Annotated in this window: 26 protein-coding genes and 1 riboswitch; of the genes, 14 read left to right on the forward strand and 12 right to left on the reverse strand. The window is 72.7% G+C overall.

Going from position 1 to position 25,709, the window contains the following annotated elements; translation table 11 throughout:
* Positions 1-9: 9 nt before the first annotated feature.
* On the reverse strand, positions 10-1,032 hold the full coding sequence (hrcA, locus tag FDO65_RS07220) for a heat-inducible transcriptional repressor HrcA (RefSeq protein WP_137448678.1): 1,023 nt from the start codon (positions 1,030-1,032) through the stop codon (positions 10-12).
* Between the two features lie 162 nt (positions 1,033-1,194).
* Between hrcA and FDO65_RS07225 the strand changes: the two genes are divergently transcribed.
* Complete coding sequence (locus FDO65_RS07225) at positions 1,195-1,524, forward strand: type II toxin-antitoxin system VapB family antitoxin (protein WP_137448679.1); 330 nt, start codon at positions 1,195-1,197, stop codon at positions 1,522-1,524.
* Here FDO65_RS07225 and FDO65_RS07230 read toward each other — a convergent pair.
* The 3 genes from FDO65_RS07230 to FDO65_RS07240 form a co-directional block, all read right to left on the reverse strand.
* Positions 1,517-2,392: a PhzF family phenazine biosynthesis protein gene (locus FDO65_RS07230; protein ID WP_137448680.1), complete on the reverse strand. Its 876-nt coding sequence runs from the start codon at positions 2,390-2,392 to the stop codon at positions 1,517-1,519. The two genes, FDO65_RS07225 and FDO65_RS07230, sit on opposite strands and share 8 nt — an antisense overlap.
* A gap of 35 nt (positions 2,393-2,427) precedes the next feature.
* Positions 2,428-3,654 carry a radical SAM family heme chaperone HemW gene (gene hemW, locus FDO65_RS07235; protein WP_137448681.1) on the reverse strand — a complete coding sequence of 409 codons (1,227 nt, stop codon included), beginning with the start codon at positions 3,652-3,654 and terminating at the stop codon, positions 2,428-2,430.
* A gap of 136 nt (positions 3,655-3,790) precedes the next feature.
* Positions 3,791-4,015 carry a hypothetical protein gene (locus tag FDO65_RS07240; RefSeq protein ID WP_205849831.1) on the reverse strand — a complete coding sequence of 75 codons (225 nt, stop codon included), beginning with the start codon at positions 4,013-4,015 and terminating at the stop codon, positions 3,791-3,793.
* 114 nt (positions 4,016-4,129) lie between these two features.
* Between FDO65_RS07240 and FDO65_RS07245 the strand changes: the two genes are divergently transcribed.
* Complete coding sequence (locus FDO65_RS07245; protein WP_137448682.1) at positions 4,130-4,510, forward strand: TetR/AcrR family transcriptional regulator; 381 nt, start codon at positions 4,130-4,132, stop codon at positions 4,508-4,510.
* Positions 4,507-4,863, forward strand: coding sequence for a hypothetical protein (locus FDO65_RS07250; RefSeq protein WP_137448683.1), 357 nt, complete (start codon positions 4,507-4,509; stop codon positions 4,861-4,863). Before FDO65_RS07245 ends, FDO65_RS07250 begins: the two co-directional genes overlap by 4 nt.
* 29 nt (positions 4,864-4,892) lie before the next feature.
* Here FDO65_RS07250 and FDO65_RS07255 read toward each other — a convergent pair whose 3' ends face one another.
* Positions 4,893-5,660: a dienelactone hydrolase family protein gene (locus FDO65_RS07255; protein WP_137448684.1), complete on the reverse strand. Its 768-nt coding sequence runs from the start codon at positions 5,658-5,660 to the stop codon at positions 4,893-4,895.
* A 72-nt stretch (positions 5,661-5,732) separates the two neighbouring features.
* Complete coding sequence (locus tag FDO65_RS07260) at positions 5,733-6,923, reverse strand: FAD-dependent monooxygenase (RefSeq protein WP_205849832.1); 1,191 nt, start codon at positions 6,921-6,923, stop codon at positions 5,733-5,735.
* Between the two features lie 108 nt (positions 6,924-7,031).
* On the opposite strand from FDO65_RS07260, the gene FDO65_RS07265 reads away from it, so the two are divergent.
* Positions 7,032-7,682 carry an HAD-IA family hydrolase gene (locus FDO65_RS07265; RefSeq protein ID WP_205849833.1) on the forward strand — a complete coding sequence of 217 codons (651 nt, stop codon included), beginning with the start codon at positions 7,032-7,034 and terminating at the stop codon, positions 7,680-7,682.
* Positions 7,683-7,722: 40 nt separating this feature from the next.
* Here the strand turns inward: FDO65_RS07265 and lepA are convergent, their stop codons facing one another.
* Positions 7,723-9,651, reverse strand: coding sequence for a translation elongation factor 4 (gene lepA, locus FDO65_RS07270; protein ID WP_420847504.1), 1,929 nt, complete (start codon positions 9,649-9,651; stop codon positions 7,723-7,725).
* A gap of 138 nt (positions 9,652-9,789) precedes the next feature.
* On the opposite strand from lepA, the gene FDO65_RS07275 reads away from it, so the two are divergent.
* Positions 9,790-11,439 (forward strand): MFS transporter, encoded by a 1,650-nt coding sequence (locus tag FDO65_RS07275; protein WP_205849834.1) that lies wholly within the window; start codon positions 9,790-9,792, stop codon positions 11,437-11,439.
* Entirely contained in the window at positions 11,436-12,680 is a 1,245-nt protein-coding gene (locus tag FDO65_RS07280) for an amidohydrolase (protein WP_137448686.1), read from the forward strand. Before FDO65_RS07275 ends, FDO65_RS07280 begins: the two co-directional genes overlap by 4 nt.
* 4 nt (positions 12,681-12,684) lie before the next feature.
* Here the strand turns inward: FDO65_RS07280 and FDO65_RS07285 are convergent, their stop codons facing one another.
* The gene (locus tag FDO65_RS07285; RefSeq protein ID WP_137448687.1) at positions 12,685-13,443 is read right to left on the reverse strand and encodes a YaaA family protein; all 759 of its coding nucleotides are present in this window, start codon (positions 13,441-13,443) and stop codon (positions 12,685-12,687) included.
* Positions 13,444-13,471: 28 nt separating this feature from the next.
* A complete protein-coding gene (locus tag FDO65_RS07290) occupies positions 13,472-13,852 on the reverse strand; it encodes a DoxX family protein (RefSeq protein ID WP_137448688.1) in 381 nt (126 codons plus the stop codon).
* A 223-nt stretch (positions 13,853-14,075) separates the two neighbouring features.
* On the opposite strand from FDO65_RS07290, the gene rpsT reads away from it, so the two are divergent.
* Positions 14,076-14,336 (forward strand): 30S ribosomal protein S20, encoded by a 261-nt coding sequence (rpsT, locus tag FDO65_RS07295; RefSeq protein ID WP_137448689.1) that lies wholly within the window; start codon positions 14,076-14,078, stop codon positions 14,334-14,336.
* A gap of 138 nt (positions 14,337-14,474) precedes the next feature.
* Here rpsT and holA read toward each other — a convergent pair whose 3' ends face one another.
* Positions 14,475-15,446: a DNA polymerase III subunit delta gene (holA, locus tag FDO65_RS07300; RefSeq protein ID WP_137448690.1), complete on the reverse strand. Its 972-nt coding sequence runs from the start codon at positions 15,444-15,446 to the stop codon at positions 14,475-14,477.
* Positions 15,447-15,584: 138 nt separating this feature from the next.
* A riboswitch (SAM riboswitch) is annotated at positions 15,585-15,734 on the forward strand.
* Between the two features lie 11 nt (positions 15,735-15,745).
* Here holA and thrC point away from each other — a divergent pair.
* Positions 15,746-17,026, forward strand: a complete 1,281-nt coding sequence (gene thrC, locus FDO65_RS07305) for a threonine synthase (RefSeq protein WP_137448691.1) — start codon at positions 15,746-15,748, stop codon at positions 17,024-17,026.
* A gap of 103 nt (positions 17,027-17,129) precedes the next feature.
* On the opposite strand, the gene FDO65_RS07310 is transcribed toward thrC, so the two are convergent.
* Entirely contained in the window at positions 17,130-17,582 is a 453-nt protein-coding gene (locus FDO65_RS07310; RefSeq protein ID WP_137448692.1) for an iron chaperone, read from the reverse strand.
* Between the two features lie 210 nt (positions 17,583-17,792).
* Positions 17,793-19,097, reverse strand: a complete 1,305-nt coding sequence (locus tag FDO65_RS07315) for a glutamyl-tRNA reductase (protein WP_137448693.1) — start codon at positions 19,095-19,097, stop codon at positions 17,793-17,795.
* Positions 19,098-19,296: 199 nt separating this feature from the next.
* Between FDO65_RS07315 and hemE the strand changes: the two genes are divergently transcribed.
* The 6 genes from hemE to FDO65_RS07345 all read left to right on the forward strand — a co-directional run bounded on the left by hemE (position 19,297) and on the right by FDO65_RS07345 (position 25,666).
* On the forward strand, positions 19,297-20,415 hold the full coding sequence (hemE, locus tag FDO65_RS07320; RefSeq protein ID WP_137448694.1) for a uroporphyrinogen decarboxylase: 1,119 nt from the start codon (positions 19,297-19,299) through the stop codon (positions 20,413-20,415).
* Complete coding sequence (hemG, locus tag FDO65_RS07325) at positions 20,412-21,905, forward strand: protoporphyrinogen oxidase (protein ID WP_205849835.1); 1,494 nt, start codon at positions 20,412-20,414, stop codon at positions 21,903-21,905. The genes hemE and hemG overlap by 4 nt, the downstream gene beginning before the upstream one ends.
* The gene (gene hemQ / locus FDO65_RS07330; RefSeq protein ID WP_137448695.1) at positions 21,902-22,615 is read left to right on the forward strand and encodes a hydrogen peroxide-dependent heme synthase; all 714 of its coding nucleotides are present in this window, start codon (positions 21,902-21,904) and stop codon (positions 22,613-22,615) included. Before hemG ends, hemQ begins: the two co-directional genes overlap by 4 nt.
* Entirely contained in the window at positions 22,612-23,856 is a 1,245-nt protein-coding gene (locus FDO65_RS07335; protein ID WP_137448696.1) for a ferrochelatase, read from the forward strand. Before hemQ ends, FDO65_RS07335 begins: the two co-directional genes overlap by 4 nt.
* Positions 23,853-24,821, forward strand: a complete 969-nt coding sequence (gene hemC / locus FDO65_RS07340; protein ID WP_240757474.1) for a hydroxymethylbilane synthase — start codon at positions 23,853-23,855, stop codon at positions 24,819-24,821. Before FDO65_RS07335 ends, hemC begins: the two co-directional genes overlap by 4 nt.
* A 62-nt stretch (positions 24,822-24,883) precedes the next feature.
* Positions 24,884-25,666, forward strand: a complete 783-nt coding sequence (locus FDO65_RS07345; protein ID WP_166442075.1) for a uroporphyrinogen-III synthase — start codon at positions 24,884-24,886, stop codon at positions 25,664-25,666.
* Positions 25,667-25,709: the final 43 nt, after the last annotated feature.

Genomic DNA, 25,709 nt, shown 5'->3' on the forward strand with positions numbered 1-25,709 from the left:
TGCGGGGCCTCACCGGCCCGAGACGATCTCCCCGACGTATCGGGCGACCGCCCGGACCGCGGCCATCGTGCCTGGATAGTCCATGCGGGTCGGACCGACCACGGCCAGGCCGCCCATCACCGTGTTGCCCCGGCCGTAGCCGGCCGACACCAGGGCCGACGTGGAGAGGTTGTGGTCGACGTTCTCGGCGCCGATGGACACCACGAGCGCGTCCGGGGTCTGCAACGCGGCCAGCAGCTTGAGCAGGGTGACCTGCTCGTCGAGGGCCTCGAGCACGCCCTGAAGGCTGGCCGGCGAATCGGACCAGGCCCCGGTCGCGTGGGACGTCCCGGACAGGACGAGCCGTTCCTCGGGTTGATCGACGAGGGTGTCCAGCAGGACGGCCACGGACGAGGCGATCATCGAGCGGACATCCGGTGCGGCGGACGTGACCAGTTCGGACACCGCCGCCGCGGCCTCGGGCATCGTGCGACCAGCGACCTCGGCGGCCAGCAGGGCCCGGAAGGCGGCGAGGTCGGCGTCGCTGACGTCGTCCTCCAGCTCGACCATCCGCTGCTCGACCCGGCCGGTGTCGGTGATGACGACCAGCAGCAGACGGCTGGGGGTCAGGGCGACGGCCTCGATGTGCCGGACCCGGGACCGGGTCAGCGTCGGGTACTGGACGACGGCGACCTGACGGGTGAGCTGGGCGAGCAGGCGCACCGACCGGCGCAGCACGTCGTCCAGGTCGACGCCCTCGGACAAAAAGCCCTGGATGGCGCGGCGTTCCCCGGAGCTGAGGGGCTTGACCTGCGAGAGACGGTCGACGAACAGACGGTAGCCCTTGTCGGTGGGGATGCGGCCGGCCGAAGTGTGCGGCTGGGCGATGTAGCCCTCGTCCTCCAGGACGGCCATGTCGTTGCGGATGGTCGCCGGGGACACCCCGAGGGAGTGCCGTTCGACGAGCGACTTGGAGCCGACGGGCTCCCGGGTGGCGACGTAGTCGGAGACGATGGCCCGCAACACCTCGAACCGGCGGTCGTCGGCCGTCATCGTCACCCTTCCTTCCTCCGGTGCCCCACCCCTGCCGCGCCCAGGTGGGCGCAGCACTGGATTGGCACTCTCCATTCCCGGGTGCCAAGTGTAGTCGTCGCGCTGCCCCGAACGGGTCGGACGACGGCGTCCCGGCGTACCGGCCGTTACAGTGACCAGGCCATGATCTTCCGCGACGTCCGGGACGGCCGCCCGTATCCCGATCACGGGTTCACGACCCGGGACTGGTCACGGCTGCCCCCACGCCAGGTGCGGATGGACGAACTGATCACCACCAAACGCGTGCTGCACCTGGACACCCTGCTCGACGAGGACTCGACCTTCTACGGCGACCTGTTCCCGCACGTGGTGCGCTGGCGGGGCGAGCTGTTCCTGGAGGACGGCCTGCACCGCGCGCTGCGGTCGGCCCTGCAGCAGCGGTTCGTGATGCACGTGCGGGTGCTGGACCTCGACCCGCTCTACCCGGTGCCCGGCCCGCCCCCGGTCAACTGATCGAGGCGTCGGCCAGCTCGTCCGGCAGGTGGACGGTGCCGTCCAGATAGCGACGGAACCGACCGGCGATGCGGACCCGATCGCCGACCACGGTGCAGCGCAGATTGCCGCCGCGGCGGGACAGCTGCCGGGCGGACAACGTGTCCCGTCCCAGCCGGGAGGCCCAGTAGGGCGCGATCTGACTGTGGGCCGAACCGGTCACCGGGTCCTCCCCCACGCCCGCGCCACAGCCGAACCACCGCGACACGAAGTCCGGCCCGTCGTCACCCGTCGACGACCCGGGGGCGGTGACGATGACGCCCCGCTGGTCGAGCCGCGCCAGCGCGGTGTGGTCCGGGGTCAGGGCCGCGACCTGCTCGGCCCGGCGGACCACGATGACCAGGTCCAGGGACTGGAACGTTGCCTCGACATCGTCGGAGGTGAGGCCGAGCGCGGCCAGCATCGCGTCGTCCGCCGCGGTGGGGCCCAGGTCGTCGGCCGGGAAGTCCAGTTCCAGTCGACCGGGGTCGGCGGGGTCGCGGCGGACGGTGAGCCAGCCGGACAGGCTGTGGAACCACAGGCGGGTCGCGGACGGATGCCGGTCGGTGAAGAGGTGGGCCGCGGACGCCAGGGTGGCGTGCCCGCACAACGTCACCTCGATGGCCGGGGTGAACCAGCGCAGGTGGTAGCTGGGTTCTCCCGGTTCCGGCGCGGTGACGTCGACCGGCAGCCGGTCGACCAGGAACGCCGTTTCCGACAGGTTGTTCTCCTCCGCCAGCTGCTGCAGCAGGGTGTCGGGCAGCCAGTGCGGCAGCACCATGACCGCGGCCGGATTACCGGTGAACGGGGCGTCGGCGAAGGCGTCGATCTGGACCAGGGGCAGCTGCACCGGGTCATGCAATCACGGGCTCCAGGCCGTGACGATCAACCGAGCAGATCCACGGCGATGCCGTCGGCAAGGAGCCGGCCCTCCAGGGTCAACCGTGCCACCCCGTCGTGCAGGGCGCCCCGGTCGAGCAGCCCCCGCTCGGCGGCGTCGCGAGCGGTGTCCCGGCCGGCCGGGTCGAGCCGGTGGAGCGGTAGTCCGTCGGCCAGGCGCAGGCGCAGCAGCACGTCCTCGGTGCTGCGCTGGTCGGCGTCCAGCACCTCCCGGGCGTGCCCGGGTGAGCGGCCGGCGGCCAGCGCGGCCGCGTAGGCGGCCGGGTGCTTGACGTTCCACCACCGGACCCCGCCGACGTGGGAGTGGGCGCCGGGCCCGAGGCCCCACCAGTCCTGGCCGGTCCAATAGGCCAGGTTGTGGCGGCATCGGGCGTCCGGGGTGCGGGCCCAGTTCGACACCTCGTACCAGGTGAACCCGGCGGCGGTCAGCTCGCGTTCGGCGAGCAGGTACCGGTCGGCGAGCACGTCCTCGTCAGGGGTGGGCAGCACCCCGGTGCGTACCTGCCGGGCCAGCCGGGTGCCCGGTTCGACGATGAGCGAGTAGGCCGACACGTGGTCGGCGCCGCTGGTCGCGGCGGCCCGGAGCGAGGCGGTGAAGTCGGCGTCGGTCTCCCCCGGCGTGCCGTAGATGAGGTCGAGGTTGACGTGCCCGAACCCGGCGGCCCGGGCCTGCGTGACCACGTCGAGGGCGCGGCCGGGGGTGTGGGTGCGGTCGAGGATGCGCAACACGGACGTCGACGTGGACTGCAGACCGAGGGACAGCCGGGTGAAGCCGGCGGCCAGCAGGGCGTCGAGCAGCTCGGGACCGGTGGACTCCGGGTTGGCTTCGGTGGTGACCTCGGCGCCCTCGGCCAGGGTGAAGTGGTCGCGGACGGCGTCCATCACCGCGGGCAGTCCCTGGGACCCCAGGAGGGAGGGCGTCCCGCCGCCCACGAACACCGTCGTGACCGGACGGTCGTCGCCCAGGTCGGCGAGAGTCCGTGCCGCGAGCGCGGTCTCAGCCCGGACGGCGTTCAGCCAGGATTGCGGGGACGCATCGGTGCCGAGTTCGCCGGCGGTGTAGGTGTTGAAGTCGCAGTAGCCGCAGCGCGTCGCACAGAAGGGCACGTGCACGTAGAGGGACAGGCTGCGGGCGGTCAGTCCGTCGGCCGCGGACGGTGGCAGCGAGCCGTCGGACGGGACGGGATCCCCGTCGGGAAGAGCGGAAGGCACCCGTCCAGTGTCCTCTGCGGCGCGGCCGGCCCCGACCGGTCCTAGCGGAGCTGGGTGACCAGCAGGGCGATCAGCAGCATCAGGACGAAGGCGATCGTCATCCAGCGACGGGTGACGACGGGCAAGGGGCGGCGGCTCATCGGGATCCACCCGGCGCCGTCGTGGCGGGGTGGGCGCCATGGCGGCTCTCTCGCCGGGAATGCCAGGCCAGGACCCGCTCGACGACCCGGTCGATGAGCCCGGCCAGGAACCAGCACAGCGGTCCGAGAACGGCCAGCAGGACGACGACCTGGATCCAGTAGGACTGTCCGGCGATCCACGACTCGACGGCGTCCACCACGTCGAGCACGGTCTGCCACATGAACCCAGGGTATCGGCGCCCCGGAGGGGGCGGGTGCAGGAGCCGAGTGGGTCTGCCGGGCCGGGACGGAATTCTGGACTGGTCATTCTGGACTGATCGTTCTACCGTGGACCCATGGCCCGACCCCGCTCCTTCGACCCGGCGACGGTGATCGCCCGAGCGAGGGATGCATTCGTCGCCGGCGGGTACCGCGGCACCTCGGTGGACGACCTCCTGACCGCGACCGGGCTGGCCCGGGCCAGCCTCTATCAGGCCTTCGGCAGCAAGCGGGGCCTGTTCATGGCCGCCCTGACCCGAGGGTCGGACGAACCGGTCGACCTCGACCTGCTGATGGTCGCCCTGATGGACCTGGCGGCCGACGACGCCGAGATCCGTTCGATCGCAGGAGCTCTCGTGGATCAGCTGGGCCCGGATGCGGCCGAACGACTGGGTGTCCGCCTGCTCGGCCGCGGACTGGTCACCACACTTCCACCCGTTCGAAAGGACCCGTCATGAACGAGATCACGCTGACCGCCGAGGAACTCGTCGTCGAGCCCCGCGGCCTGGACAAGCTGTGGAGCTTCACCCGGGAACTGCGCATCCCCCTGACCCACGTCCGCGGGGCCACCGCCGACCCGGGGGTGGTCGACGAACCCCGTGGGATCCGCGCACCGGGACTGGCCGTGCCCGGCAAGTACGCCGGCACGTTCCACCGGGGCGGCGAAGCCACCTTCTGGAACGTCAGCGACCCCCGTGACAACCTGGTCGTCGAGCTCCGGGACGAGAAGTACGTACGGCTGGTACTGACGGTCGCCGATCCGACGGGCGAGGAACGACGGATCAACGCTGCCGCTCAGGGCGCGAACTGACGCTTTTGCGGAGTTACTGATCCGTGGCGTCAGTCGAACTCCCCCAGGAAGTCGAGCAGCGCCGCCCAGGACCGCCGGTCGGCGGTGGCGTCGTAGACCGCCGGCGGGTGGTTCGACCCGGGGACGGTGAAGGCGTGCTGCACGCCGCTGTAGAGATGGACCTGCCAGTCCGCCACCTGTCCGTCCCGCATCGCGGCGACGAAGTCGGCGATCTCCTCGTCCGGCACGATGGGGTCGTTCGACCCGGTCAGCACCAGCACCTTGCCGCGGATGTTGCGCGCTTCCTGCGGTCGGTCGGATTTCAGCGAACCGTGGAAGGTGACCGTCCCGGCGACGTCCGCGCCGGTGCGAGCCAGCTCCAGTGCGACGAAACCGCCGAAGCAGTAACCGATCACGACGACGCGGTGACGATCGACCCCGGGCTGCGCGAGCAGCTGCTCCAACCCCGCGGCCGCCCGGGCGCGGGTGAGGTCCGGGTCGCCGTAGAAGCTCCCGGCCACCTCCGGCGCCTGCTCCGGGGTGGGGCGGGTGTCGGCGCCGAAGATGTCGGCAGCGAACGCGACGTAGCCGAGCCGGGCCAGCATCTGCGCCCGCATGATCGCGGTGTCGGCCACCCCGAACCAGTCGTGCACGATCAGCACACCGACGCCGTTCGCCCCCGCCGAGGGCCGGGCGAGATAGCCACGCAGCGCGGACCCGTCCTGCCGGTAGTCGACGTCGGCGGTCTCGACGGTGAAGTCCGTCGGCTCGGGCACGGTGGCCAGCAGGTCGGCATGGGCGCCGGAGAGTTCGGTCATGGCCGGTCAGTGCCCCGGCGGCGGACCGACCAGACACCGGCACCCGGAAGCGAAGCTCCCCCACTGCACCCGTCAAAGCCCCGGGGCCGGTCCGGGCGGGGACCAGCGCTGCACGGCGAGGAGCTGCCGCGCCACCACCCGTTCCGGGGCCAGCCGCAATGCGGCGTCGCGCAGCCGGGACGACACCGGCCCGGCGGCCTGCAGCACCTGACCGAGCAACGCCGCCTGGCGAGCGACGCGCTGGGTCCGCGGCCGACGCAGTCGGTCGTAGGCGGTCAGCGCTGCGTCGATCCCCCGCCCGTCGACGCGACCAAGGCCGGACAGCAGCACGCCGAGGGTTGCCGCGTCCTCCAGCGCCTGGTTTCCGCCCTGCCCGAGATTGGGCGTCATGGCGTGGGCCGCATCGCCCAGCAGCACGCAGCGGCCCCGCCGGAACGAGGACACCCGACCGGCCAGTTCCTCGATGGGCAGCCCCTGGCGGTCCGGCGGCGGGGTGGCCGCCAGCAGGGCCGGGATCGGGTCGTGCCACCCGGCGAAGCGCCCCAGATCGTCCGAGGACGGCTCGCGCACAGCAGGACCGGAGATGGCCGCGAACCAGTAGACGCAGCCCGACCGCGTTCCGCCGTCGATCGGCGCGATCCCGAAACGCATTCCACGGCCGACGGTCTCACCGACCACTCCCCCGACGTCGACCGGCTCGGCCGTCACTCCGCGCCAGGCTCGGTATCCGCTGTACCGCATCCCGGGGTCGCCGGGCCAGCCCGCACGTAGGCGGCTGCGGATGCCGTCGGCGGCCACGACGACGTCGAACTCCTGTGACCGCCCGGACACCATCACCGTGCGGCCGGCCGCGTCGACCCCGGTCACCGCGTCCCCGGTCGTCACCGTTCCGGGCGCGACGGCCGACAGCAGCAGATGGCGCAGCTCGGACCGATGCACCACGACGACGGTGGCCGCCACCGAGGAGGGGAGCCGGGACAGCAGCCGCCCGTCCGGGGCGCGTTGACCCGCGGCCCCCGAGGCGATCACGCCGCCGGACTCGCCGCTGCTGACGATTCCCCGGTCGCGCCGGGCGGCGCGCAGCCCGAGGGCGTCGAGTGCGGCCAACCCGTTGCCGAACAACGACAGTCCCGACCCCTCATCGGAACGAGGCTGTGCCCGCTCGAAGACCGTCACCTCGGCGCCCGCGCGCTGCAACCCGGCGGCGACGGCCAGCCCACCGATACCGGCGCCGACCACACCGACCCGCAACGGAGCGTTCATCCCCCCACTCTCCCGGACGCCCGGCCCGCCGTGCGTCCGGGAAGCCCGCGGGCGACGGGCATACTCCGGTCGTCCCCCGATGTTCCGCACACCGCTCTGGAGTCCCGCGTGACCAGCCGCACCCTGACCTGCTCGGCCGTCCTGTTCGACTGCGACGGGGTCCTGGTCGATTCCGACGCCAGCGTGATGCAGGCCTGGGGCGACTGGGCCGTGCACCACGGGCTGGACCCGGTGACCGTGGGCGAGATGGTGCACGGCCGACGCGCCGCGGACACGGTCGCCCTGCTGATCGACGAGGTGGGCCGATCGGAGGCGGTCGAGCTCATCAACCGGCTGGAGATCGACGGAGCGGTCGCCGTGCCCGCGATCGCCGGGGCGCCGGAGCTGACCCGCAGCATCCCGGCCGAGCAGTGGGCCGTCGTCACGTCGGGCACCCGGCTGCTGGCCACCGCTCGGATCACCGCCGCCGGCCTCGCCGTCCCCGACGTCCTGGTCACCGCGGACGACGTCCGACTCGGCAAGCCGGACCCGGAGGGCTTTCTGGCCGCCGCTGCTGCGCTGGGCCAGCTCCCGGTGCAGGCGGTGGTCCTCGAGGACAGCCCGGCCGGGGTGGAGGCGGCCCGGGCGGCCGGGGTGGGCGCGGTCATCGGCATCGGCGAGCGCGCCCTTCAGACCGACGCGGACGTGGTCGTCACCGACCTGACCGCGCTGAGCTGGACCGGCAGCGGGCTGCGCGCCGAGAATCCACTCCGCGCCTGAGCCGTCACCGTCCGACCCGGGCGTACCCGGGTCGGGTCGTCTACTTCTTCTCCTTGCCCCCGGAGCCGGCGGGCACGGCGTCGGTGGACAGCGCGGCGATGAAGGCCTCCTGCGGGACCTCCACGCGGCCGACCATCTTCATCCGCTTCTTGCCCTCCTTCTGCTTCTCCAGCAGCTTGCGCTTGCGGGTGATGTCACCGCCGTAGCACTTGGCCAGGACGTCCTTGCGCATCGCCCGGATCGTCTCCCGGGCGATGACGCGCGACCCGACCGCGGCCTGGATGGGCACCTCGAACTGCTGACGCGGGATGAGCTCCCGCAGCTTGCCCGTCATCGAGACCCCGTACTGGTAGGCCGATTCCCGATGCACGATGGCCGAGAACGCGTCCACCGCCTCGCCCTGCAGGAGGATGTCGACCTTGACCAGATCGGCGGCCTCCATCCCGATCTCCTCGTAGTCCAGCGACGCGTAGCCCCGGGTCCGGGACTTCAGGGCGTCGAAGAAATCGAAGATGATCTCGCCGAGCGGCATCGTGTAGCGCAACTCGACCCGGGTCTCGGACAGGTAGTCCATGCCGCCTAGCTGCCCCCGCCGCGACTGGCACAGCTCCATGATCGCGCCGATGTAGTCGCTCGGGCTGATGATCGTGCACTTGACCATCGGCTCGGTGATGGTGGCGATCTTGCCGGCCGGCCAGTCCGACGGGTTGGTGACGACGTGCTCGGACTTGTCTTCCATCGTCACGTGGTAAACGACGTTGGGCGCCGTCGAAATCAGGTCGAGTCCGAACTCCCGCTCCAGCCGGTCCCGGGTGATCTCCAGGTGCAGCAGCCCGAGATAGCCGCAGCGATACCCGAATCCGAGGGCGGCGGACGACTCCGGCTCGTAGGTCAGCGCGGCGTCGTTGAGCCGCAACTTGTCCAGCGCATCGCGCAGCAGCGGGAAGTCGGAGCCGTCCAGCGGGTAGAGCCCGGAGTAGACCATCGGCCGCGGATCGCGGTAACCGCCCAGCGCCTCGGTCGCGCCCTTGGCCGCGGAGGTCACCGTGTCACCGACCCGGGACTGGCGGACGTCCTTCACCCCGGTGATCAGGTAACCGACCTCACCGACGCCCAGGCCGGCCGTCGGCACCGGTTCCGGGGAGATGACGCCGACCTCGAGCAGCTCGTGGGTCGCCTTGGTGGACATCATCTGGATCCGCTCGCGCGGAGTGATCTTGCCGTCGATGACCCGGATGTAGGTGATGACGCCGCGGTAGATGTCGTAGACCGAGTCGAAGATCATCGCCCGCGCGGGGGCGTCGGCGTCGCCGACCGGCGCCGGGATCTCGGCGACCACCTTGTCCAGCAGCTCGCGCACGCCCGCGCCGGTCTTGCCCGACACCCGCAGCACGTCGTCCGGCGAACCGCCGATGATGTGCGCGATCTCCTCGGCGTACCGCTCCGGCTGCGCGGCCGGCAGGTCGATCTTGTTGAGCACCGGGATGACGTGCAGGTCGTTCTCCAGGGCCAGGTACAGGTTGGCCAGGGTCTGCGCCTCGATGCCCTGCGCCGCGTCGACCAGCAGCACCGCGCCCTCGCAGGCGGCCAGCGACCGGGAGACCTCGTAGGTGAAGTCGACGTGCCCGGGGGTGTCGATGAGGTTCAGGACGTGGTCCTGCCCGTCCACCACCCAGGGCAGCCGCACGGCCTGCGACTTGATGGTGATGCCGCGTTCGCGCTCGATGTCCATCCGGTCCAGGTACTGGGCCCGCATGGAGCGGTCGTCGACCACACCGGTCAGCTGCAGCATGCGGTCGGCCAGGGTCGATTTGCCGTGGTCGATGTGCGCGATGATGCAGAAGTTCCGGATGCGCTCCGGCGGCGTGAACGTACGCACGCGGTGGGTACTCGAGGTCACGAACGAATCACTCTCACCAGGGGGACGACGGGGGCGGCACCGCCGACTGACGACCACCGCGCCGTCCATCGTCCCACGCACGGCTCCCGGCCCGGTCCCGTCGGCCGGGTGGGGTGCGTCGCTCGCTCCGGTGTGATCTTTCGCGACGCGAAGCGTCCGGTGGCCGTCCGCCCGTTGCGGGCGGCCGCAATCGGGAACCATGAGCCGGTGACGACGCAGACGACCACCGGCTCCCGCGCCGGCCACGGCCCGGGCCCGGACGACGACCACACCCCCGACCCGCGTCGGTGGAAGGCGCTGACCGTCTGCCTGGTCGCCGGCTTCATGACCCTGCTGGACGTCAGCATCGTCAACGTCGCTCTGCCGTCCATCGAGACCGGGCTGGGCGCCGGCGAGAACGCCCTGCAGTGGATCGTGTCGGGTTACGCCCTGACGTTCGGCCTGCTGCTGGTGCCGTCCGGGCGCATCGGCGACGCCCGCGGTCGGCGTTCGGTGTTCCTGGCCGGGGTCATCGTCTTCCTGCTGGCCAGCGCCGCCTGTGGGCTGGCCCCGAACGGCGCCGTCCTGGTCGCGGCGCGGCTGCTGCAGGGCTGCGGTGGCGCCCTCATCACACCCCAGGTCAGCGGGTTCATCCAGACCCTGTTCCGCGGGCAGGAACGCGGCAAGGCCTTCGGCTTCTTCGGCGCCACGGTCGGTCTGTCGACCGCCGTCGGCCCGCTGCTGGGCGGGGCGATCATCTCCCTCTTCGGGTCTGATCTGGGCTGGCGGATGGTCTTCTTCGTCAACCTCCCCGTCGGCGCCCTCGCCATCGTCCTGGCCCTGCGCTATCTGCCCACCCCGCCGAAGAAGTCGGGAGCCGGCCGGTCGGCCGACCTGGACCCGATCGGCGTCGTCCTGCTCGGCACCGCCGTCCTGGCCGTCCTGCTGCCGTTCATCGAGCAGCGGTCCTGGCCGTTGTGGCTCCGGCTGATCCTGTTCCCGGTCGCCGCGGTCACCCTGCTGGTCTGGGTGCTGCACGAACGCCGGTACGGGCGGACGAAGGAGCCGGTGGTCAGCCTCGACCTGTTCCGCATCCGCTCCTACGTCCTGGGCGCGGCGGTGGGCCTGGCCTACTTCGCCGGCTTCACCGGGGTCTTCTTCATCTACACCCAGTACCTGCAGTCCGGCCTGGGCTACTCGGCGCTGCAGGCCGGTCTGGCCACCACCCCGTTCGCCGTCGGCGGTGCCCTCACGTCGATCGTCGGCAGCCGCAAGGTGTTGGCGCTGGGGCGCGGCCTCATCGCCGCCGGGCTCGCCACCGTCATCGTCGGGCTGTCCGCGACCTGGGTGGCGGTACTGCTCGTCCCCGGGCAGAACGTCGGCTGGGCCGCGGCGGTGCCGCTGCTCATCGCCGGCCTGGGCGGCGGGCTGGTCATCTCCCCCAACCAGACACTGAGCCTGTCGCAGGTCCCGGTCAAGCGCGCCGGCAGCGCGGGCGGTGTCCTGCAGACCGGGCAACGCATCGGGTCGGCGGCCGGTATCGCGGCCACCGGCAGCGTCTTCTACTCAGCAGTGGCCAGCAGCGAGGGCGACTTCGCCACCGCTTTCCGGCACGGCCTGTTCGTGATCGTCGGGTTCGTCGCCGTGGCGCTCCTCCTGGCCCTGGCCGACAGCCTGACGTCGAAGAAGACACCGTCGTCGGAACCTGACGCGCCCACCGAGCGGGCCCCCGGCGTCGCGCAGGACCCGGACGGCGCCCCGACGGAACGGCACGCCGACGGTCGGCATCCCGACGGCTACCACCCGGCCATGCCCGACGCTGCACACGGCCGGCACGCCGCCGGTCACCATGCGGCCGGCGGATCATCGACGCCATGACCGACACCCCGCTCCACGCCGCACCCGGGGGCGACTTCGCCGTCACCGACGCCTTCGTGGTCCCCATCGAGGGCGTGCCATTCACCGGCACGGTCCTGGTGATGGACGGCGTCATCGCAGCCCTCGGCGCCGACCTCCGGCTGCCGGATCTCACCGAGGGCGGCGAACCGCTGCCCGTCGTCGACGCCGGCGGTCGCTGGCTGCTGCCCGGCTTCGTGGACGCGCACACCCACCTCGGCACGCACGAGGAGGCGCAGGGCTGGGCCGGCAACGACACCAACGAGCTGACCGACCCGAACACCGCGGCGGTGCGGGCCATCGACGCCATCAACCCGTTCGATCTCGGATTCGACGACGCGCTGTCCGGCGGCATCACCGCGGTCAACGTCAACCCCGGGTCCGGCAACCCCATCGGCGGGCTGTGCGTGGCCCTGCACACCCACGGACGGGTCGTCGACGCGATGGTCCTGCGGTCCCCCTCCGGCCTGAAGTCGGCCCTGGGCGAGAATCCCAAGCGCGTCTACGGCGACCGCAAACAACTGCCCTCGACCCGGCTGGGCGTGGCCGCGGTGATCCGCTCCGCGTTCGCCGAGGCCCGCGACTACCTCGACCGCCGCTCGGCCACGGGTCCGGAGGCGGCCCCCCTGCCGACCGACCTTCGGCTGGAAGCACTCTCGGCCGTTCTCCGCCGAGAGATCCCCTGGCGTCAGCACTGTCACCGCGCCGACGACATCGCCACGGCGCTGCGGATCGCCGAGGAATTCGGCTTCCGGCTGATCATCGACCACGGCACCGAGGCGCACCTGATCGCCGACCTGCTGGTCGAGCGGGAGATCCCGGTACTGATCGGCCCTCTGATGACGTCACGGTCGAAAGTCGAACTGCGCGAGCGGTCTTTGGCGAACCCGGGCCGGTTGGCCGCCGCCGGGGTCGAGATCTCCATCATCACCGACCATCCCGTGGTGCCGGTGCAGTACCTGGTGCACCAGGCCACCCTGGCGGTGAAGGAGGGTCTCGACCCGGTCACCGCGCTGCGCGCGATCACCCTGCACCCGGCCCGGGCCATGGGCGTCGACGACCGCATCGGGTCGCTCGCCGTCGGCAAGTCCGCCGACCTGGTGCTGTGGTCCGGGGATCCATTGGATGTCATGCAGCGGGCCGAACAGGTGTGGATCGCGGGGCGGCCGGTCTACCGGTGGGACGCCCAGCAGCGGGTCGGGGTGGTCGCCCCCCGGGCGTAGCCCCCTAGGTGATCAGCTCGAGCGTGGTCGGGCCCGTGCGCTCCACCCGCAACCCGGCCTTGCGGGCGACCCGGACCACAGCGGCCGCGTCGGCCATGTCGGCGCGGCTGGCCACCAGGGCGCGGGCCAGCAGTCCCTTGGCGTGCTTGGAGAAGTGGCTGACCACCGACCGGGTGGTCGGGTCGCCCGGTACCGCCTCGGACAGCACGCGCACCGTGATGGCGCCCGGGGCGGGCGCGAACGCCGCGTAGGCACCGGAGCGCAGATCGACGACCGGCGCGCCGTCGGCCAGCAGATCGGCCAGCACCGGTCCGAGGGGGGCCCGCCAGTCGGCCGCGACGGGGCCGCGCCCGGGAAGCCGGGAGCCGGCCGAGAACCGGTAGGCCGGAATCGCGTCGTCCCCGCGGACCATTCCGAACAGGGCGGAGGCCACCAGCAGCCGGGCCCCGGCCCGAGCCTGCCCGGAGCGGGGCAGGGACGCGAGATCCAGGGCGTCGTAGAGCACGCCGGTGTAACGCTGCAGCGCCGGCCGAGTCGCCGCGGTCCGCAGCTCCGCGGTGGCCTCGATCTCGGCGTCCTTGCTGGCTGCCACCCCCAGGGCCGCGCGAGCCCGGGCGCGGTCGCCACCGCACAGGGCGCTGAGCTGGCCGATGAGCGTCTGGCGGGTCGCGTTCAGGGCGGGGAAGGCCAACGCGTCGAGGTCCAACGCCGGGCCGTCACCGCCGGGCGCCTTGGTCTCCGACGGGGGCAGCAGGACGTACACGACGGGCGACCCTACGGGCCGGAGACGATCACGCGCGACGGGCGACCCGGACCGCGGCCAGCACCAGCGGCGCCTGCAGGGGCAGCCGGGCCCACGCGACGACGCGGTACCAGACGGGCCGGCGGGAGCCGCGGGCGGTGGACCGCAGCGCCATCGAGACGTTGGCCGGATAGACCCCGACGAACAACGCGGCGGACGCCCAGCCCCCGACCCGCCGGGTCTGTGGGACGGCCAGCAGCGCGGCACACCCGATCTCGGCGGCCCCGCTGAGCGCCACGAGCGCCTCCGGCCGGGGCAGACTGCGGGGCACGATGCCGATGAACGGTCGCGGCGCCACGAAGTGCAGGACCCCGGCGCCGCCGAGCAGGGCGGCCAGCGCGGCGGGCAGGCGGTGCGGCGTACCGGTCATGGCCCCATGATCACCCGCCTGTCGCTTCCCGGCACCGGCCGGACCGCGGTGGCCCCGTCGGCCGGGGCCGGACGACGGGCCGATGACCAGGACGGTTGGGCGCCGCGGTGTCCGGCTGGTAATCTTGAGTGTCGCGCGTGCCGCTCGTTGTGGCATGCCCGTCGGTCGGTCGTACGGATCGACGGAAACACCCACCAAGACGACGAAACGAAGGCAATCCGGCGTGGCCAACATCAAGTCCCAGATCAAGCGGATCCGCACGAACGAGGCGGCCCGTCTGCGCAACAAGTCCGCGAAGTCGGCGCTGAAGACCGCCGTCCGTCGCGTCCGCACCGCCGTCGCCGCGGGCGACAAGGAGACCGCGACCGTCGAACTGAAGGCCGCCGGCCGCAGCCTGGACAAGGCCGCCTCCAAGGGCATCATCCACAAGAACCAGGCCGCGAACCGCAAGTCGGCGCTGGCCCAGCAGGTCAACGCTCTCTGACCTGATCTTCACGCAGCGACGCCGGGCACCCACGGGTGACCCGGCGTTCTTGCGTTTGCGGGTTGTTGGTCCCCTCGACGCCGTTCGGGAGCTCACCGAAGCCACCCGGTCGGCGGGACACCGCCGGAAAGACCAACTTCAGCGGGGGCGACGGGCCGCCAGCAGGTCCAGGACGGCCTTCTCGACGGCGTATTCCGGGTCGGCGGCGACGCCCTTGACCGCGGCGTTGAGGTCGGCGACCACCCGGATGCCCTCCGCCAATCCGTCGGCACTCCACCCCCGGGCGGCCGTCCGGGCCTTGTCGATCTTCCAGGCGGGCATCCCCAGCTGACCGGCCAGCGCGTAGGAATTGCCGCCGCCGCGGACCCCGGAGACCTTTGCCACCGTGCGGATGCCGTCGGCCAGTGCGTCGGCGATCAGGACTGGGGCGACACCGATGGTCAACGCCCAGCGCAGCGACTCCACGGCGCCCCGGACGTCGCCGGCGACGACGGCATCGGCGACCGCGAAACCGCTCACTTCGCCCCGTCCGCGGTGGTAGCGACGGACCGCGGGCAGGTCCACGGTGCCGCCGGTGTCGGCCACCAGCTGCCCGGCGGCGGACGAGAGCTCCCGAAGGTCGGAACCGACGGCGTCGATCAGCGCGGCCACGGCCTCGGCCGTGCTCGTCCCGCCGGCCCGCCGGATCTCCTTCACCACGAAATCGGTCCGCTCGGCGGGACGGGTAATCTTCGCCGCGGTCTGGACGTCGGCACCGGCCTTGGCGAACGCGTCGGCGATGGCCTTGTTGCGGGCGCCGCCACCGTGGTGGATCACCAGGGTGACCCCGTCGACCGGGTCCTTGACGTACCCGGTCAACGCGGCGGCCAGATCCTTTGCCGACTCGTGCACCCCGCGGACCACCACCACGCGAGGCTCGGCGAACAGGCTCGGCGCCACCAGGTCGGCGAAATCGGCCGGGCTCAGACCGGCGGCCACCGCCTCCCGCCGTTCCACCGCGGGGTCGGCCTTGCGGGCCGCGGCCAGGGTGCGCAGCACGGCGCGGTCGACCAGGAACGGCTCGTCCCCGGTGACGAGGACCAGGGGCGCGGGGGCGGTTCCGGCGGGCACCGCGTCATCGTGCCAGGTGCCACCGACACCCGGCCTCCGACGGTTCGGTCCGGGGAACCACCCGGCTCTGCCGGTGACAGAGGCCACGGCCGGGAGGGTTGCGCGGCTGAGTTATCCTGACCGGACAACTGCATCACCCACTCATCCAGAGGGGCAGAGGGACACGGCCCGTTGAAGCCCCGGCAACCACTGCCGATGACCGGATCGCCACAAGCGCCCAGTGCGGCGCGGCGACGGACGTCGACGGCAGGTGCCACTTCCGTCCCGCCACGGCGGGAAAGATGAGGAGAGACCTCGCGATGACCTCTGTCCTGACCCCGGCGCCGACCGCTGCCACCTCCACGGTGGACCTCGGCCCTGCTGTCGCCCTGTCCTGCCGCGAGTGCGGTTCGCGCATCGAGCTGGGCCCCTACTACGCCTGTACCGAGTGCTTCGGCCCGCTCGAGGTGGCGTACGAATTCACCGAGCGCGGCGAGGCACTGCGCAAGAAGATCGAGGCCGGTCCCGACAACATCTGGCGTTGGGCCTCGCTGCTGCCGGTCCCGGCCGGGATCGCCGACACCCCGAACATCAACCCGGGCCAGACCAAGCTCGTGCGGGCCGACAACCTGGCCCGCGAGCTCGGCATGAAGACGCTGTGGGTCAAGGACGATTCGGGTAACCCGACCCACTCCTTCAAGGACCGGGTCGTGGCCGTCGCCCTGGCCGCCGCCCGCGAACTCGGCTTCACCGTCCTGGCCTGCCCGTCCACCGGCAACCTGGCCAACGCGGTGGCCGCGGCGGCCGCCCGCGCGGGGATCCGCTCCGTCGTGCTGGTGCCCGCGAACCTCGAGCAGCAGAAAATCCTCACCACCGCCGCGTACGGCGGGACGCTGGTCGCGGTCGACGGCAACTACGACGACATCAACCGGCTGGCCGGTCAGATCGCCGCCGAGCAGGACGACTGGGCGTTCGTCAACGTCAATGTCCGGCCGTACTACGCCGAGGGCTCCAAGACCCTCGGTTTCGAGGTGGCCGAGCAGCTCGGCTGGCGGCTGCCCGAGCAGGTCGTCATCCCGATCGCCTCGGGCGCGCAGCTGGTCAAGATCGACAAGGGCTTCCAGGAGCTCATCGATCTGGGCCTGGTCGACAGCTCCGAGTACAAGGTGTTCGGGGCGCAGGCCACCGGGTGCTCCCCTGTCGCCACCGCGTTCAAGGCCGGCACCGACACCGTCCGCCCGGTGAAGCCGGACACCATCGCCAAGTCGCTGGCCATCGGCAACCCGGCCGACGGGCCCTACGTCCTGGACGTCACCCGCCGGACCGGCGGTGCGGTCGAGGACGTCTCCGACGAAGAGGTCATCGAGGGCATCAAGCTGCTGGCCCGGACCGAGGGCATTTTCGCCGAGACCGCCGGCGGCGTGACCGTGGCGACGCTGCGCAAGCTGCTGGCCACGGGGCAGCTCGATCCCGAGGCCGAGACCGTCATCTTCAACACCGGCGACGGGCTCAAGACCCTCGACGCCATCGCCCACGTCGTCGGGCCGACCGCACGCATCGCGCCGACGTTGGCCGCCTTCGAAGAGGCGGGGCTGGCCTGACGATCGGGCGGCCCCATCACCGGGTCGACACCGCTCGGCGAGCGGTGCAGCCACAGTTCGAGAGAGCTGTCGCTGCACCATTCGTCGGCCGTGGGCCACTGGGTCAGTCGGCAGCCCGCCGCACCAGGTCGCGAAGCTGCCGCTCCACGTCGTCGGTGACCTCGAGCACCGCGAACGAGGTCGGCCACATCGCCCCGTCGTCCAGGCGGGAGTCCTCTTGGAAACCGACTGTCCCGTAACGGGTGTCGAACTTGGAAGCGGGCTGGTAGAAGACCACGACCCTGCCGTCCCGGGCATAGGACGGAAAGCCGTACCAGGTCTTTTGATCCAGCTGGGGCGCCTCCTCGGTGACGATGACGTGCAGTCGCCGGGCGATCGCCTGATCGGATCCGGTGAGGGCCTCGATCGCGTCCAGGCAGGCCTGCGCCTCCCGCTCCTTCTTGGCTGCCCCCTTGCCGCCCTGGGCTCGCAACTCCGCCGCCCGCTGCTTGATCGCGGCCTTCTCGGCGTCGCTGAAACCGGTGTCGTCGCCGTTCTGTCGGGTGTCCGCGCTCATCGGTCGTCCTCTCCCCAGTCGTCCGAAATCCATCGACGACGGTAGGGGGCCGACCGGCAGCTCCGCTTCTCGATTCCTGCTCGGTTCGCGGGCTCGCCCGGTCGGAGGGCGTGTCATCCGCGGGGTCGGCAACCCCGCCAGCAGCGCGGGGGTGACCGGGATCGCCGCCACCGGCGGTGTTCCCATCGGCTGACGCGTGCGGTCGACCCGTCAGGCGGGGCGGGTGGCCTTCGCCGACACCGGGCCGGCCGGGTGCGCGGCAGCGTGGCCCTCGATGTCGATGCCGAAGAGGGTGTGCAGGGCGCTGAGGTAGCCGGCGCTGTCGCCCGACAGCGCCAGTTCCTTGGCCCGCATGGTCGGGGTGTGCAGCAGCGACTGGGTCACCCGGTGCATGGCGCGTTCGACGTCGGCCGCGATGTCGGCCGGGTACTTGGCCCGCAGCCGCTCGAGTTCCTTCGTCACCGTTCCCGAGACGTGCTGGCGCAGCGCCACCACCGCGGGATCCAGACGACGCTGGGCGAGCTGATCCTCGTAGTCGGCGACGGCCGCGATGACGATGTCCTGGGCCGCGGTGATGGCCTCGATGTGCGGAGAGTCGGCCTGCCCGGCGACGCTGCGCAGATCCACCACCCGCACCCCCGGGACCGCCCGGGCCTGGGGGGTCAGATCGGAACGCAGCGCGAGATCGACGATCGGCAGCGGCGCGCTGCGGCGGGCCACGACCCGCCGGACGAGGAGTTCGTCGATGACCGGATCGCCGGCGCCGCTGCAGGTGACCACGAGGTCGGCGGTGGCCAGTGCGTCCGCGAGAGCATCCGCATCGACCGGGGTGGCACCGTGCCGGTGGGCGAAGGCCGTGGCCCGACCACTGGGCGAATGCACAAACAGATCCTGACCGCCACGAGCCCGGACCTCGGCGGCGACCACCCGCGCATAGGCGCCGGTCCCCACGATCAGGGTGCGGGTGCCGACCAGGGGGTCGCCGGTGCCGACGGCCAGATCCAGCGCGACCGAGGCGACCGAACGACCCGCGGCGCCGAGACCGGTGACCGTGGCCACCCGCTTCGAGGCACGCGCGGCACCCTGGAAAAGTTGATGCAGCGCCGGTGACGTCGTACCGGCGGTTTGCGCGGCCCGGAAGGCGCGGGAGACCTGACCGGCGATCTCGGCCTCACCCACCACCATCGAGTCCAGGCCGGCCGCGACGCCGAACAGGTGGGCCGCGACCGGGGCGCCGACCCGGACCTGCAGCAGGGCGCTGGCCTCCGCCTCGGGGATGCCGGTCGCTCCGGCGACCGCCGCGGTGACCGCGTCGATGGCGTCATGGAACCGCACGGCGTCGGCGTAGATCTCGAGCCGGTTGCAGGTCGCGAGGAGCACGACCCCGGTCAGGGGGCCGTCCGGGACGGCGACCAGATCGGCGAGACGGGCGGCGAGGATCTCCCCGCCAGCCGCGAGGCGTTCCAACTGGGGGAGCTCCAGGTCGTGGTGACTGGCACCGAGAACCGTGAGCATGACGAAAATGTAACCGCGAGGGGCTGTCGCGTTCCACGAAGGCTACCCTCACCTGGTTCGCCTTCAGGCCGCTGACCTGCGGTGACGACCGGCGGGTGGGCCGTGGTCCGGTGTGTTACGTCGGTGACATCGATCCGTCACCCGCGCGTGGCAGACCTCTCGCGCCGGGACGTCCGCGGGCAGGTCATCATGGATCATCATGTCTGCGCTTCCTGCCGGCCCGGCGATCTCCGGGACTCCCCTGCCCGACGACCATCCGCTGACGTCGGGCCGCACGGCCGACTCGGCGTTGATCCGTTCCTATCGTGGGGAACGGGCCGAGCGACCGGCGGTCTGGTTCATGCGGCAGGCCGGTCGATCCCTGCCCGAGTACCGCGCGGTCCGCGCCGGGACGGCCATGCTCGACGCCTGCCTGACCCCGGATCTGGTCACCGAGATCACCCTGCAGCCGGTCCGGCGGCACGGCGTGGACGCCGCGATCTTCTTCAGCGACATCGTCGTGCCGCTCAAGCTCGCCGGGATCGATGTCGAGATCCGCCCCGGGGTGGGTCCGGTGGTCGCGGACCCGATCCGCACCGCCGCACAGGTGGCCGCGCTGCCGGAGCTCACCGTCGACCAGCTGACACCCATCGTGCAGGCGGTCCGCGGCACGGTCGCCGAGCTGGGATCCACGCCGCTGATCGGGTTCGCGGGCGCTCCGTTCACCCTCGCGTCGTACCTGGTGGAGGGCGGCCCCAGCCGGGAGCACCTGCACACCAAGGCGATGATGCACGCCGCCCCCGAGCTGTGGAACGAGCTGGCCGGCTGGGTGGCCCGGACCACGGCCACCTTCCTGCGGGGTCAGGTGCTGGCCGGCACCTCGGCGGCACAGCTGTTCGACTCGTGGGCCGGGGCGCTGTCGCTCGCCGACTACCGCACCTTCGTGCAGCCGCATTCGGCCCACGTGCTGACCGCGGTGGCCGACCTGGGAGTGCCCCGCATCCACTTCGGCGTAGGCACCGGTGAGCTGCTGGCCGCCATGCACGAGGCCGGTGCCGACGTGATGGGGGTCGACCACCGCATCCCGCTGGACGTCGCGCAGCAGCGCCTCGGCGGCGGGGTCCCCGTGCAGGGCAACATCGACCCCGCTCTGCTCTTCGCCGGTCGGGACGCACTCGGCGCCGCCGCGACCGCAGTGCTGGCCGCCGGCCGCACGGCGCCCGGCCATGTCGTCAACCTCGGCCACGGCGTCCCCCCGGAGACCGATCCGGACGTGCTGACCTGGCTCGTCGACCTCCTCCACTCCTCCGGCCCGGCCGGCGGAGGGAGCGCAGGGTGACCGACGCGAGCGTGCCCGACCGCCCCGTCGTCGTGGGCGGCGGGATCGCCGGACTGGTGGTGGCCTGGGAACTCGCGCGGGCCGGGCGACGTCCGATCCTGTTCGAGGCCGAGCCCGAGGTGGGCGGGGTCGTCCGCGGCCACACGGTCGGCGGCCTGCGCCTGGACGCGGGGGCGGAATCGTTCGCCGTGACCCGACCCGCCGTCGGTGCGCTGGTCGACGAGCTGGGGTTGGCCGACGAGGTCGTCCGTCCGGAACCGACCGGGGCCTGGGTGCGCTGGGCCGGCGGCACCGCGCCGCTGCCGGTCGGAGGCCTGCTCGGCGTTCCCGGCCGCCCCTGGGCCGCCGACGTGCGACGGGTCGTCGGCGTCACCGGGGCCGTCCGGGCCTGCGCCGACCTGGTGCTCCCCCGCCGGGTCGGACGCCAGGGGTCCGGTTTGGGCGGGCTGGTCCGCGGACGCATGGGCGGCCGCGTCGTCCAGCGGCTGGTGGAGCCGGTGGCCGGCGGGGTCTACGCCGCCGACCCGGACGCCCTGGAGGTCGCGACGGTGACGCCGGCTCTGGCCCGGCCGGACGTCCGGTCGCTCGCGCTGACCATCCGGAAGTCGGCAGGCAGCCGGCCCCGGCCGGGCAGCGCGGTCGCGTCATTGCGCGGCGGCATGCACCGGTTGAGCGAGACCCTCGCCACGGCCGTCCGCGCGGCGGGGGGCGAGATCACCGTCGGTACCGTCGTCCGCTCGGTGACCCACGCCGTTGGCACCTGGACGGTGACCACCGACTCCGGCCGGGTGCTCCGGACGGACACGCTGGTGCTGGCCGTCCCCGGAGCGGTCGCCCGGGACCTGCTGGGTCCGGCGGCCCCCGCCGACCTGTCCACGACCGTCGCCACCCCACCGACGCCGGTGCGCCTGGTCACCCTCGTCCTCGACGACCCGCAACTGGATCGCGCTCCTCGCGGCACCGGGGTACTGGTCGCCCGCAGCGTGACCGACGTGGCGGCCAAGGCCATCACCCACGCCACCGTGAAATGGGACTGGCTGGCCCGGGCGGTCGGACCGGGCCGGCACGTCGTGCGACTGTCCTACGGACGGGATGACGACAGCGGCGGGCGACCCGCCGACGACGATGCCCTGATCGAGGTGGCCCGCCTGGACACGGGGACGCTGCTGGGCCTGGACCTGGACGCCCGGTCCCTCCGCGCCAGTGCGGTGGTCGGGTGGCCGGCCGCCCTGCCCGTCCCGCGGCCCGGACACCAGGCCGCGGTCCGTGACCTGCGCGCGCAGCTGCGGTCGATCGGGGTACTGCTGGTGGGCGGTCCCGCGGCCGGCACCGGCCTCGGCGCCGTGGTCGCCGACGCCCGGGCGCAGGCCCGCACGCTGCTCGATCCCGCTGCCGCAGCGGGTCGCCACGACCGACCAACGAACGTCACAGATGCCCGCGACGAAGGTCCCGCCGGGAGAACTCCCGCGGCTGGAAGGATGAACACATGACGTCTGCGCAACCCCCGGCCCGCACCCGGCCGACCGCCCGCGAGATCAACGCCCAGATCCGCTACACCGGTTTCGCCGTCTACCGGCGAAGCGCCGATCTGGACGGCCCGGCGGACAAGGCGACCGCCGAACTGACCGACCTGGTCGCCGCGCTGGCCGAGAAGGACGTCGTCGTCCGCGGCTTCTACGACGTCTCGGCCCTGCGCTCCGATGCCGACCTGCTGGTCTGGTGGCACGCGTCCACCGCGGACGAACTGCAGGAGGCTTCCCGCGCCCTGCGCCGGACCACGGTCGGCCGCAGCCTGACCGGAACCTGGTCGGCCATGGGCCTGCACCGGCCGGCCGAGTTCAACAAGGGCCACGTCCCCGCCTTCCTGGCCGGCATGGACGCCCGGAACTGGGTCACCGTCTACCCGTTCGTCCGGTCGTTCGAGTGGTACCTGCTGCCCGACCAGGAGCGCCGCGGCATGCTCGTCGAGCACGGCATGATGGGCCGCGAGTACGACCAGGTGCTCTCCAACACGGTGGCCGCGTTCGCCCTCGGCGACTACGAGTGGCTGCTGGCGCTGGAAGCCGACGAACTCCACGACACCGTCGACCTGATGCGCCACCTGCGCGCGTCCGGCGCCCGGATGCACGTGCGCGAGGAGACGCCGTTCTTCTCCGGTCGGCGGATCGACGAGGCCGGCGTGGTCGAGGTCGTGCGATGAGCACCGTCGCCTCGACGCAGCCGGCCGAGGGGACGGCCGATCCGACCCGGCCCGGTTACGACGCGATCCTGCTGGCCGGCTTCGGCGGGCCCGAGGGCCCCGACGACGTGATGCCGTTCCTGCGCAACGTCACCCGCGGCCGCGGCATCCCCGACGAACGACTGGTCGAGGTGTCGCACCACTACCAGGCGCTCGGCGGCCGGTCCCCGATCAACGAGCAGAACCGTGCGCTGCGGGCCGCCCTGGAGACCGAACTCCAGCGCCGTGGGGTCGACACCCCCGTGCTGTGGGGCAATCGCAACTGGGCGCCCTACCTGTCGGACGTCGTGACCGAGGCGGCCGCCGCCGGCCAGATCCGCCTGCTGGGCCTGGCCACCTCGGCCTATTCGTCGTACTCCTCCTGCCGGCAGTACCGGGAGGACTTCGGCCGCGCGCTGGCCGACACCGGCCTGGTCGGCCGGGTGCGGATCGACAAGGTCAGCCCGTACTTCGCGGTGCGTGGGTTCGTCGAGCCGTTCGTCGACGACACGGCCGCGGCTCTCCGTTCGGCCGCCGAGGCCGGGCTGTCCCCCGCGGATGTCCGGGTCATCTTCACCACGCACTCGATCCCGAACACCATGGCCGACACCTCGGGTTCGGCGTCCCTGGGCGACCACCAGCCCGGCGGCGCGTACGTCACCCAGCACCTGGCCGTCGCCCGCACCGTCCTCGACGGCGTGGCCCGGCAGCTGCCCGAGACCGAGGGCATCGGGTGGCAGCTGGTCTACCAGTCGCGGTCCGGTCCGCCGTCGGTGCCGTGGCTGGATCCGGACATCAACGATGTGATCGAGGGTTTGGCGGGTGAGGGCGTCAAGGGCGTCGTCGTCGTGCCGATCGGCTTCGTCTCCGACCACGTCGAGGTCATCTGGGATCTGGACCACGAGGCCGCGGAGACCGCACAGGAGCACGGTCTCTGGTTCGCCCGTGTCCCGACCCCCGGCACCGACCCCCGGTTCGTCGCCGCGCTGGCCGACCTCCTGGTCCGCCGGCTCGACGGGTCCGACCCGGCCGACGACGCCCCGGGCGGCCGGGTGGTGGCGGCCACGGCGCGACCCGACTTCTGCGCTCCGGCCTGCTGTGTCAACGCCCGGGTCCGTCGGCCCACCACCGCCGCGCAGGATTCCGCGGTCGACTGGGACGGTCTGGACGTTCGCCCGGCTCAGCTGGTCGCCTCGGGCATCCCGGGGGTTGCCGCATCGTGAGCCCGGCGATCGATCCCGTCGGGGCACCGCTGCTCCGGCTGGGCACCCGCGGCAGCGCCCTGGCCCTGGCCCAATCGGGCATGGTGGCCCGGCAACTGGCCGAGCTGGCCGCCGGATCCGGTGATGAGCGCGTACCCGGAGTCGAACTGGTCCGCATCAAGACCGAAGGCGACGTCAACCAGGGGCCGCTCGCCCAGATCGGCGGCACCGGGGTGTTCGTCGGCGCGGTGCGCACCGCGCTGGCCGACGGTCGGGTCGATGTCGTCGTGCACTCCTACAAGGATCTGCCGACCGCCCCGGCCGACGGCATCGTCGTCGGCGCGGTGCCGGTCCGCGAGGACCCGGCCGACGTCCTGTGTGCCCGGGACGGACTGACGGTGGCCGGGCTGCCGACCGGGGCCCGGGTCGGCACCGGGTCGCCGCGTCGGTCAGCGCAGCTGCGGGCGCTGCGACCGGACGTCGAGGTGGTGCCGGTCCGCGGCAACGTGGACACGCGTCTGCGGCTGGTGACCGACGGCCATCTGGACGCCGTGGTGCTGGCCGCCTCCGGGCTGGCCCGGCTGGACCGGTCCGCGGCGATCACCGAGCGCCTGCGTCCCGAGGACATGCTGCCGGCCTGCGGTCAGGGCGCCCTGGCTGTCGAGTGCCGGACGGTGGATCGTCAGACCGCCTGGTACGCCGGTGCCCTGAACGCCCTGGACGATCCGGCCACCCGCGCGGCCGCCGACGCCGAACGCAGCCTGCTGGCCGCGGTCGAAGCCGGTTGCGTCGCCCCGGTCGGTGCGCACGCCACCGTGGACGGGGCGACCCTGCGCCTGACGGCGGCCGTCTTCTCCGCCGACGGGCAGGAACAGGTGCGGGGGTCGGTGACCGGTCCGCTGGTGGACGCCGTGGCGCTCGGGGTGGAGCTGGCCGAGGACCTGCTGACCCGCGGCGCCGGTCGCCTGCTGGCCGCGCCGCGGTGACCCGACCCGGTCCCCCCACCCCGGCGCGGGTCGAGCGAACCGACAGCGAGACCCTCGACGGGGTGACGGTTCTCGTCCCGGCGCCGGCCGATCCCGGGGCCGGGCCGTCCGGTCTGCATCGTGCCCTGCTGGCCGCCGGCGCCGAGGTCACCGCGGTTCGGCTCATCACGGTGGCGGCACCGCCGGACACCGCGGCGCTGGACGCCGCGGTACGACGGTGGGCGGACGGCCGGTACACGTGGATCGCCTTCACCTCGGCCAGCACCGTCGCCGTCTGGTCCGCCCGCCTGGACGCCCTCGGCCTGCCGAGGTCCGCGGCCTCGCGGATCGCCGCGGTCGGGCCGGCCACCGCCCGCGCGGTCGGGGACGCCGGATGGCCGGTCGACCTGGTCCCGGCGACCGGCGGGTCGGCCGAGGACCTCGCCGCGATCTGGCCACCGCCGGCGGACCGGCCGACCGCTACCGCGGACGTCCTGCTCCCCCACTCCGACCGGGCCGCGGCCACCCTCCCGGAGGCCCTGGCCGACGCCGGCCATCGCATCGAGACCGTGGTCGCCTACCGCACCATGATCGGCCCGCCCGCGCCGACGGTGGTCGAGCGCCTGGTGGGTGGCGGTTTCACCGCGGCCCTGTTCACCTCGCCCAGTACCGTGCAGGCGATCGGGCCGCGACGACCGGCCGCAGCCACCGTGATCGGGGCCATCGGCCGTCCCACCGCCGAGGCGGTCCGCGCGGCCGGATGGCGCCTGGACTTCACCGCCGCGGCACCCACCCCGGCCGCCCTGGTCGACGGGCTGCGGAGGGTCCTGCATCGGCCGCCGGACGAGCCACCGACGACCCCCTGACGATCAGCACGCCCGCTTCTGCACCCTGTGAAAGGTTCCGCCC

Origin of the sequence: Nakamurella flava (genome assembly GCF_005298075.1) — a bacterium.
GTDB classification, from domain to species: Bacteria; Actinomycetota; Actinomycetes; order Mycobacteriales; family Nakamurellaceae; genus Nakamurella; species Nakamurella flava.

Coding starts and splice junctions, on each gene's coding strand:
- hrcA (WP_137448678.1), bottom strand. CDS start 1,032: ATGACGGCCGACGACCGCCGGTTCGAGGTGTTGCGGGCCATCGTCTCC.
- FDO65_RS07225 (WP_137448679.1), top strand. CDS start 1,195: ATGATCTTCCGCGACGTCCGGGACGGCCGCCCGTATCCCGATCACGGG.
- FDO65_RS07240 (WP_205849831.1), bottom strand. CDS start 4,015: ATGTGGCAGACCGTGCTCGACGTGGTGGACGCCGTCGAGTCGTGGATC.
- FDO65_RS07245 (WP_137448682.1), top strand. CDS start 4,130: ATGGCCCGACCCCGCTCCTTCGACCCGGCGACGGTGATCGCCCGAGCG.
- FDO65_RS07250 (WP_137448683.1), top strand. CDS start 4,507: ATGAACGAGATCACGCTGACCGCCGAGGAACTCGTCGTCGAGCCCCGC.
- FDO65_RS07255 (WP_137448684.1), bottom strand. CDS start 5,660: ATGACCGAACTCTCCGGCGCCCATGCCGACCTGCTGGCCACCGTGCCC.
- FDO65_RS07260 (WP_205849832.1), bottom strand. CDS start 6,923: ATGAACGCTCCGTTGCGGGTCGGTGTGGTCGGCGCCGGTATCGGTGGG.
- lepA (WP_420847504.1), bottom strand. CDS start 9,651: ATGGACGGCGCGGTGGTCGTCAGTCGGCGGTGCCGCCCCCGTCGTCCC.
- FDO65_RS07280 (WP_137448686.1), top strand. CDS start 11,436: ATGACCGACACCCCGCTCCACGCCGCACCCGGGGGCGACTTCGCCGTC.
- FDO65_RS07290 (WP_137448688.1), bottom strand. CDS start 13,852: ATGACCGGTACGCCGCACCGCCTGCCCGCCGCGCTGGCCGCCCTGCTC.
- thrC (WP_137448691.1), top strand. CDS start 15,746: ATGACCTCTGTCCTGACCCCGGCGCCGACCGCTGCCACCTCCACGGTG.
- FDO65_RS07310 (WP_137448692.1), bottom strand. CDS start 17,582: ATGAGCGCGGACACCCGACAGAACGGCGACGACACCGGTTTCAGCGAC.
- FDO65_RS07315 (WP_137448693.1), bottom strand. CDS start 19,097: ATGCTCACGGTTCTCGGTGCCAGTCACCACGACCTGGAGCTCCCCCAG.
- hemE (WP_137448694.1), top strand. CDS start 19,297: ATGTCTGCGCTTCCTGCCGGCCCGGCGATCTCCGGGACTCCCCTGCCC.
- hemQ (WP_137448695.1), top strand. CDS start 21,902: ATGACGTCTGCGCAACCCCCGGCCCGCACCCGGCCGACCGCCCGCGAG.
- FDO65_RS07335 (WP_137448696.1), top strand. CDS start 22,612: ATGAGCACCGTCGCCTCGACGCAGCCGGCCGAGGGGACGGCCGATCCG.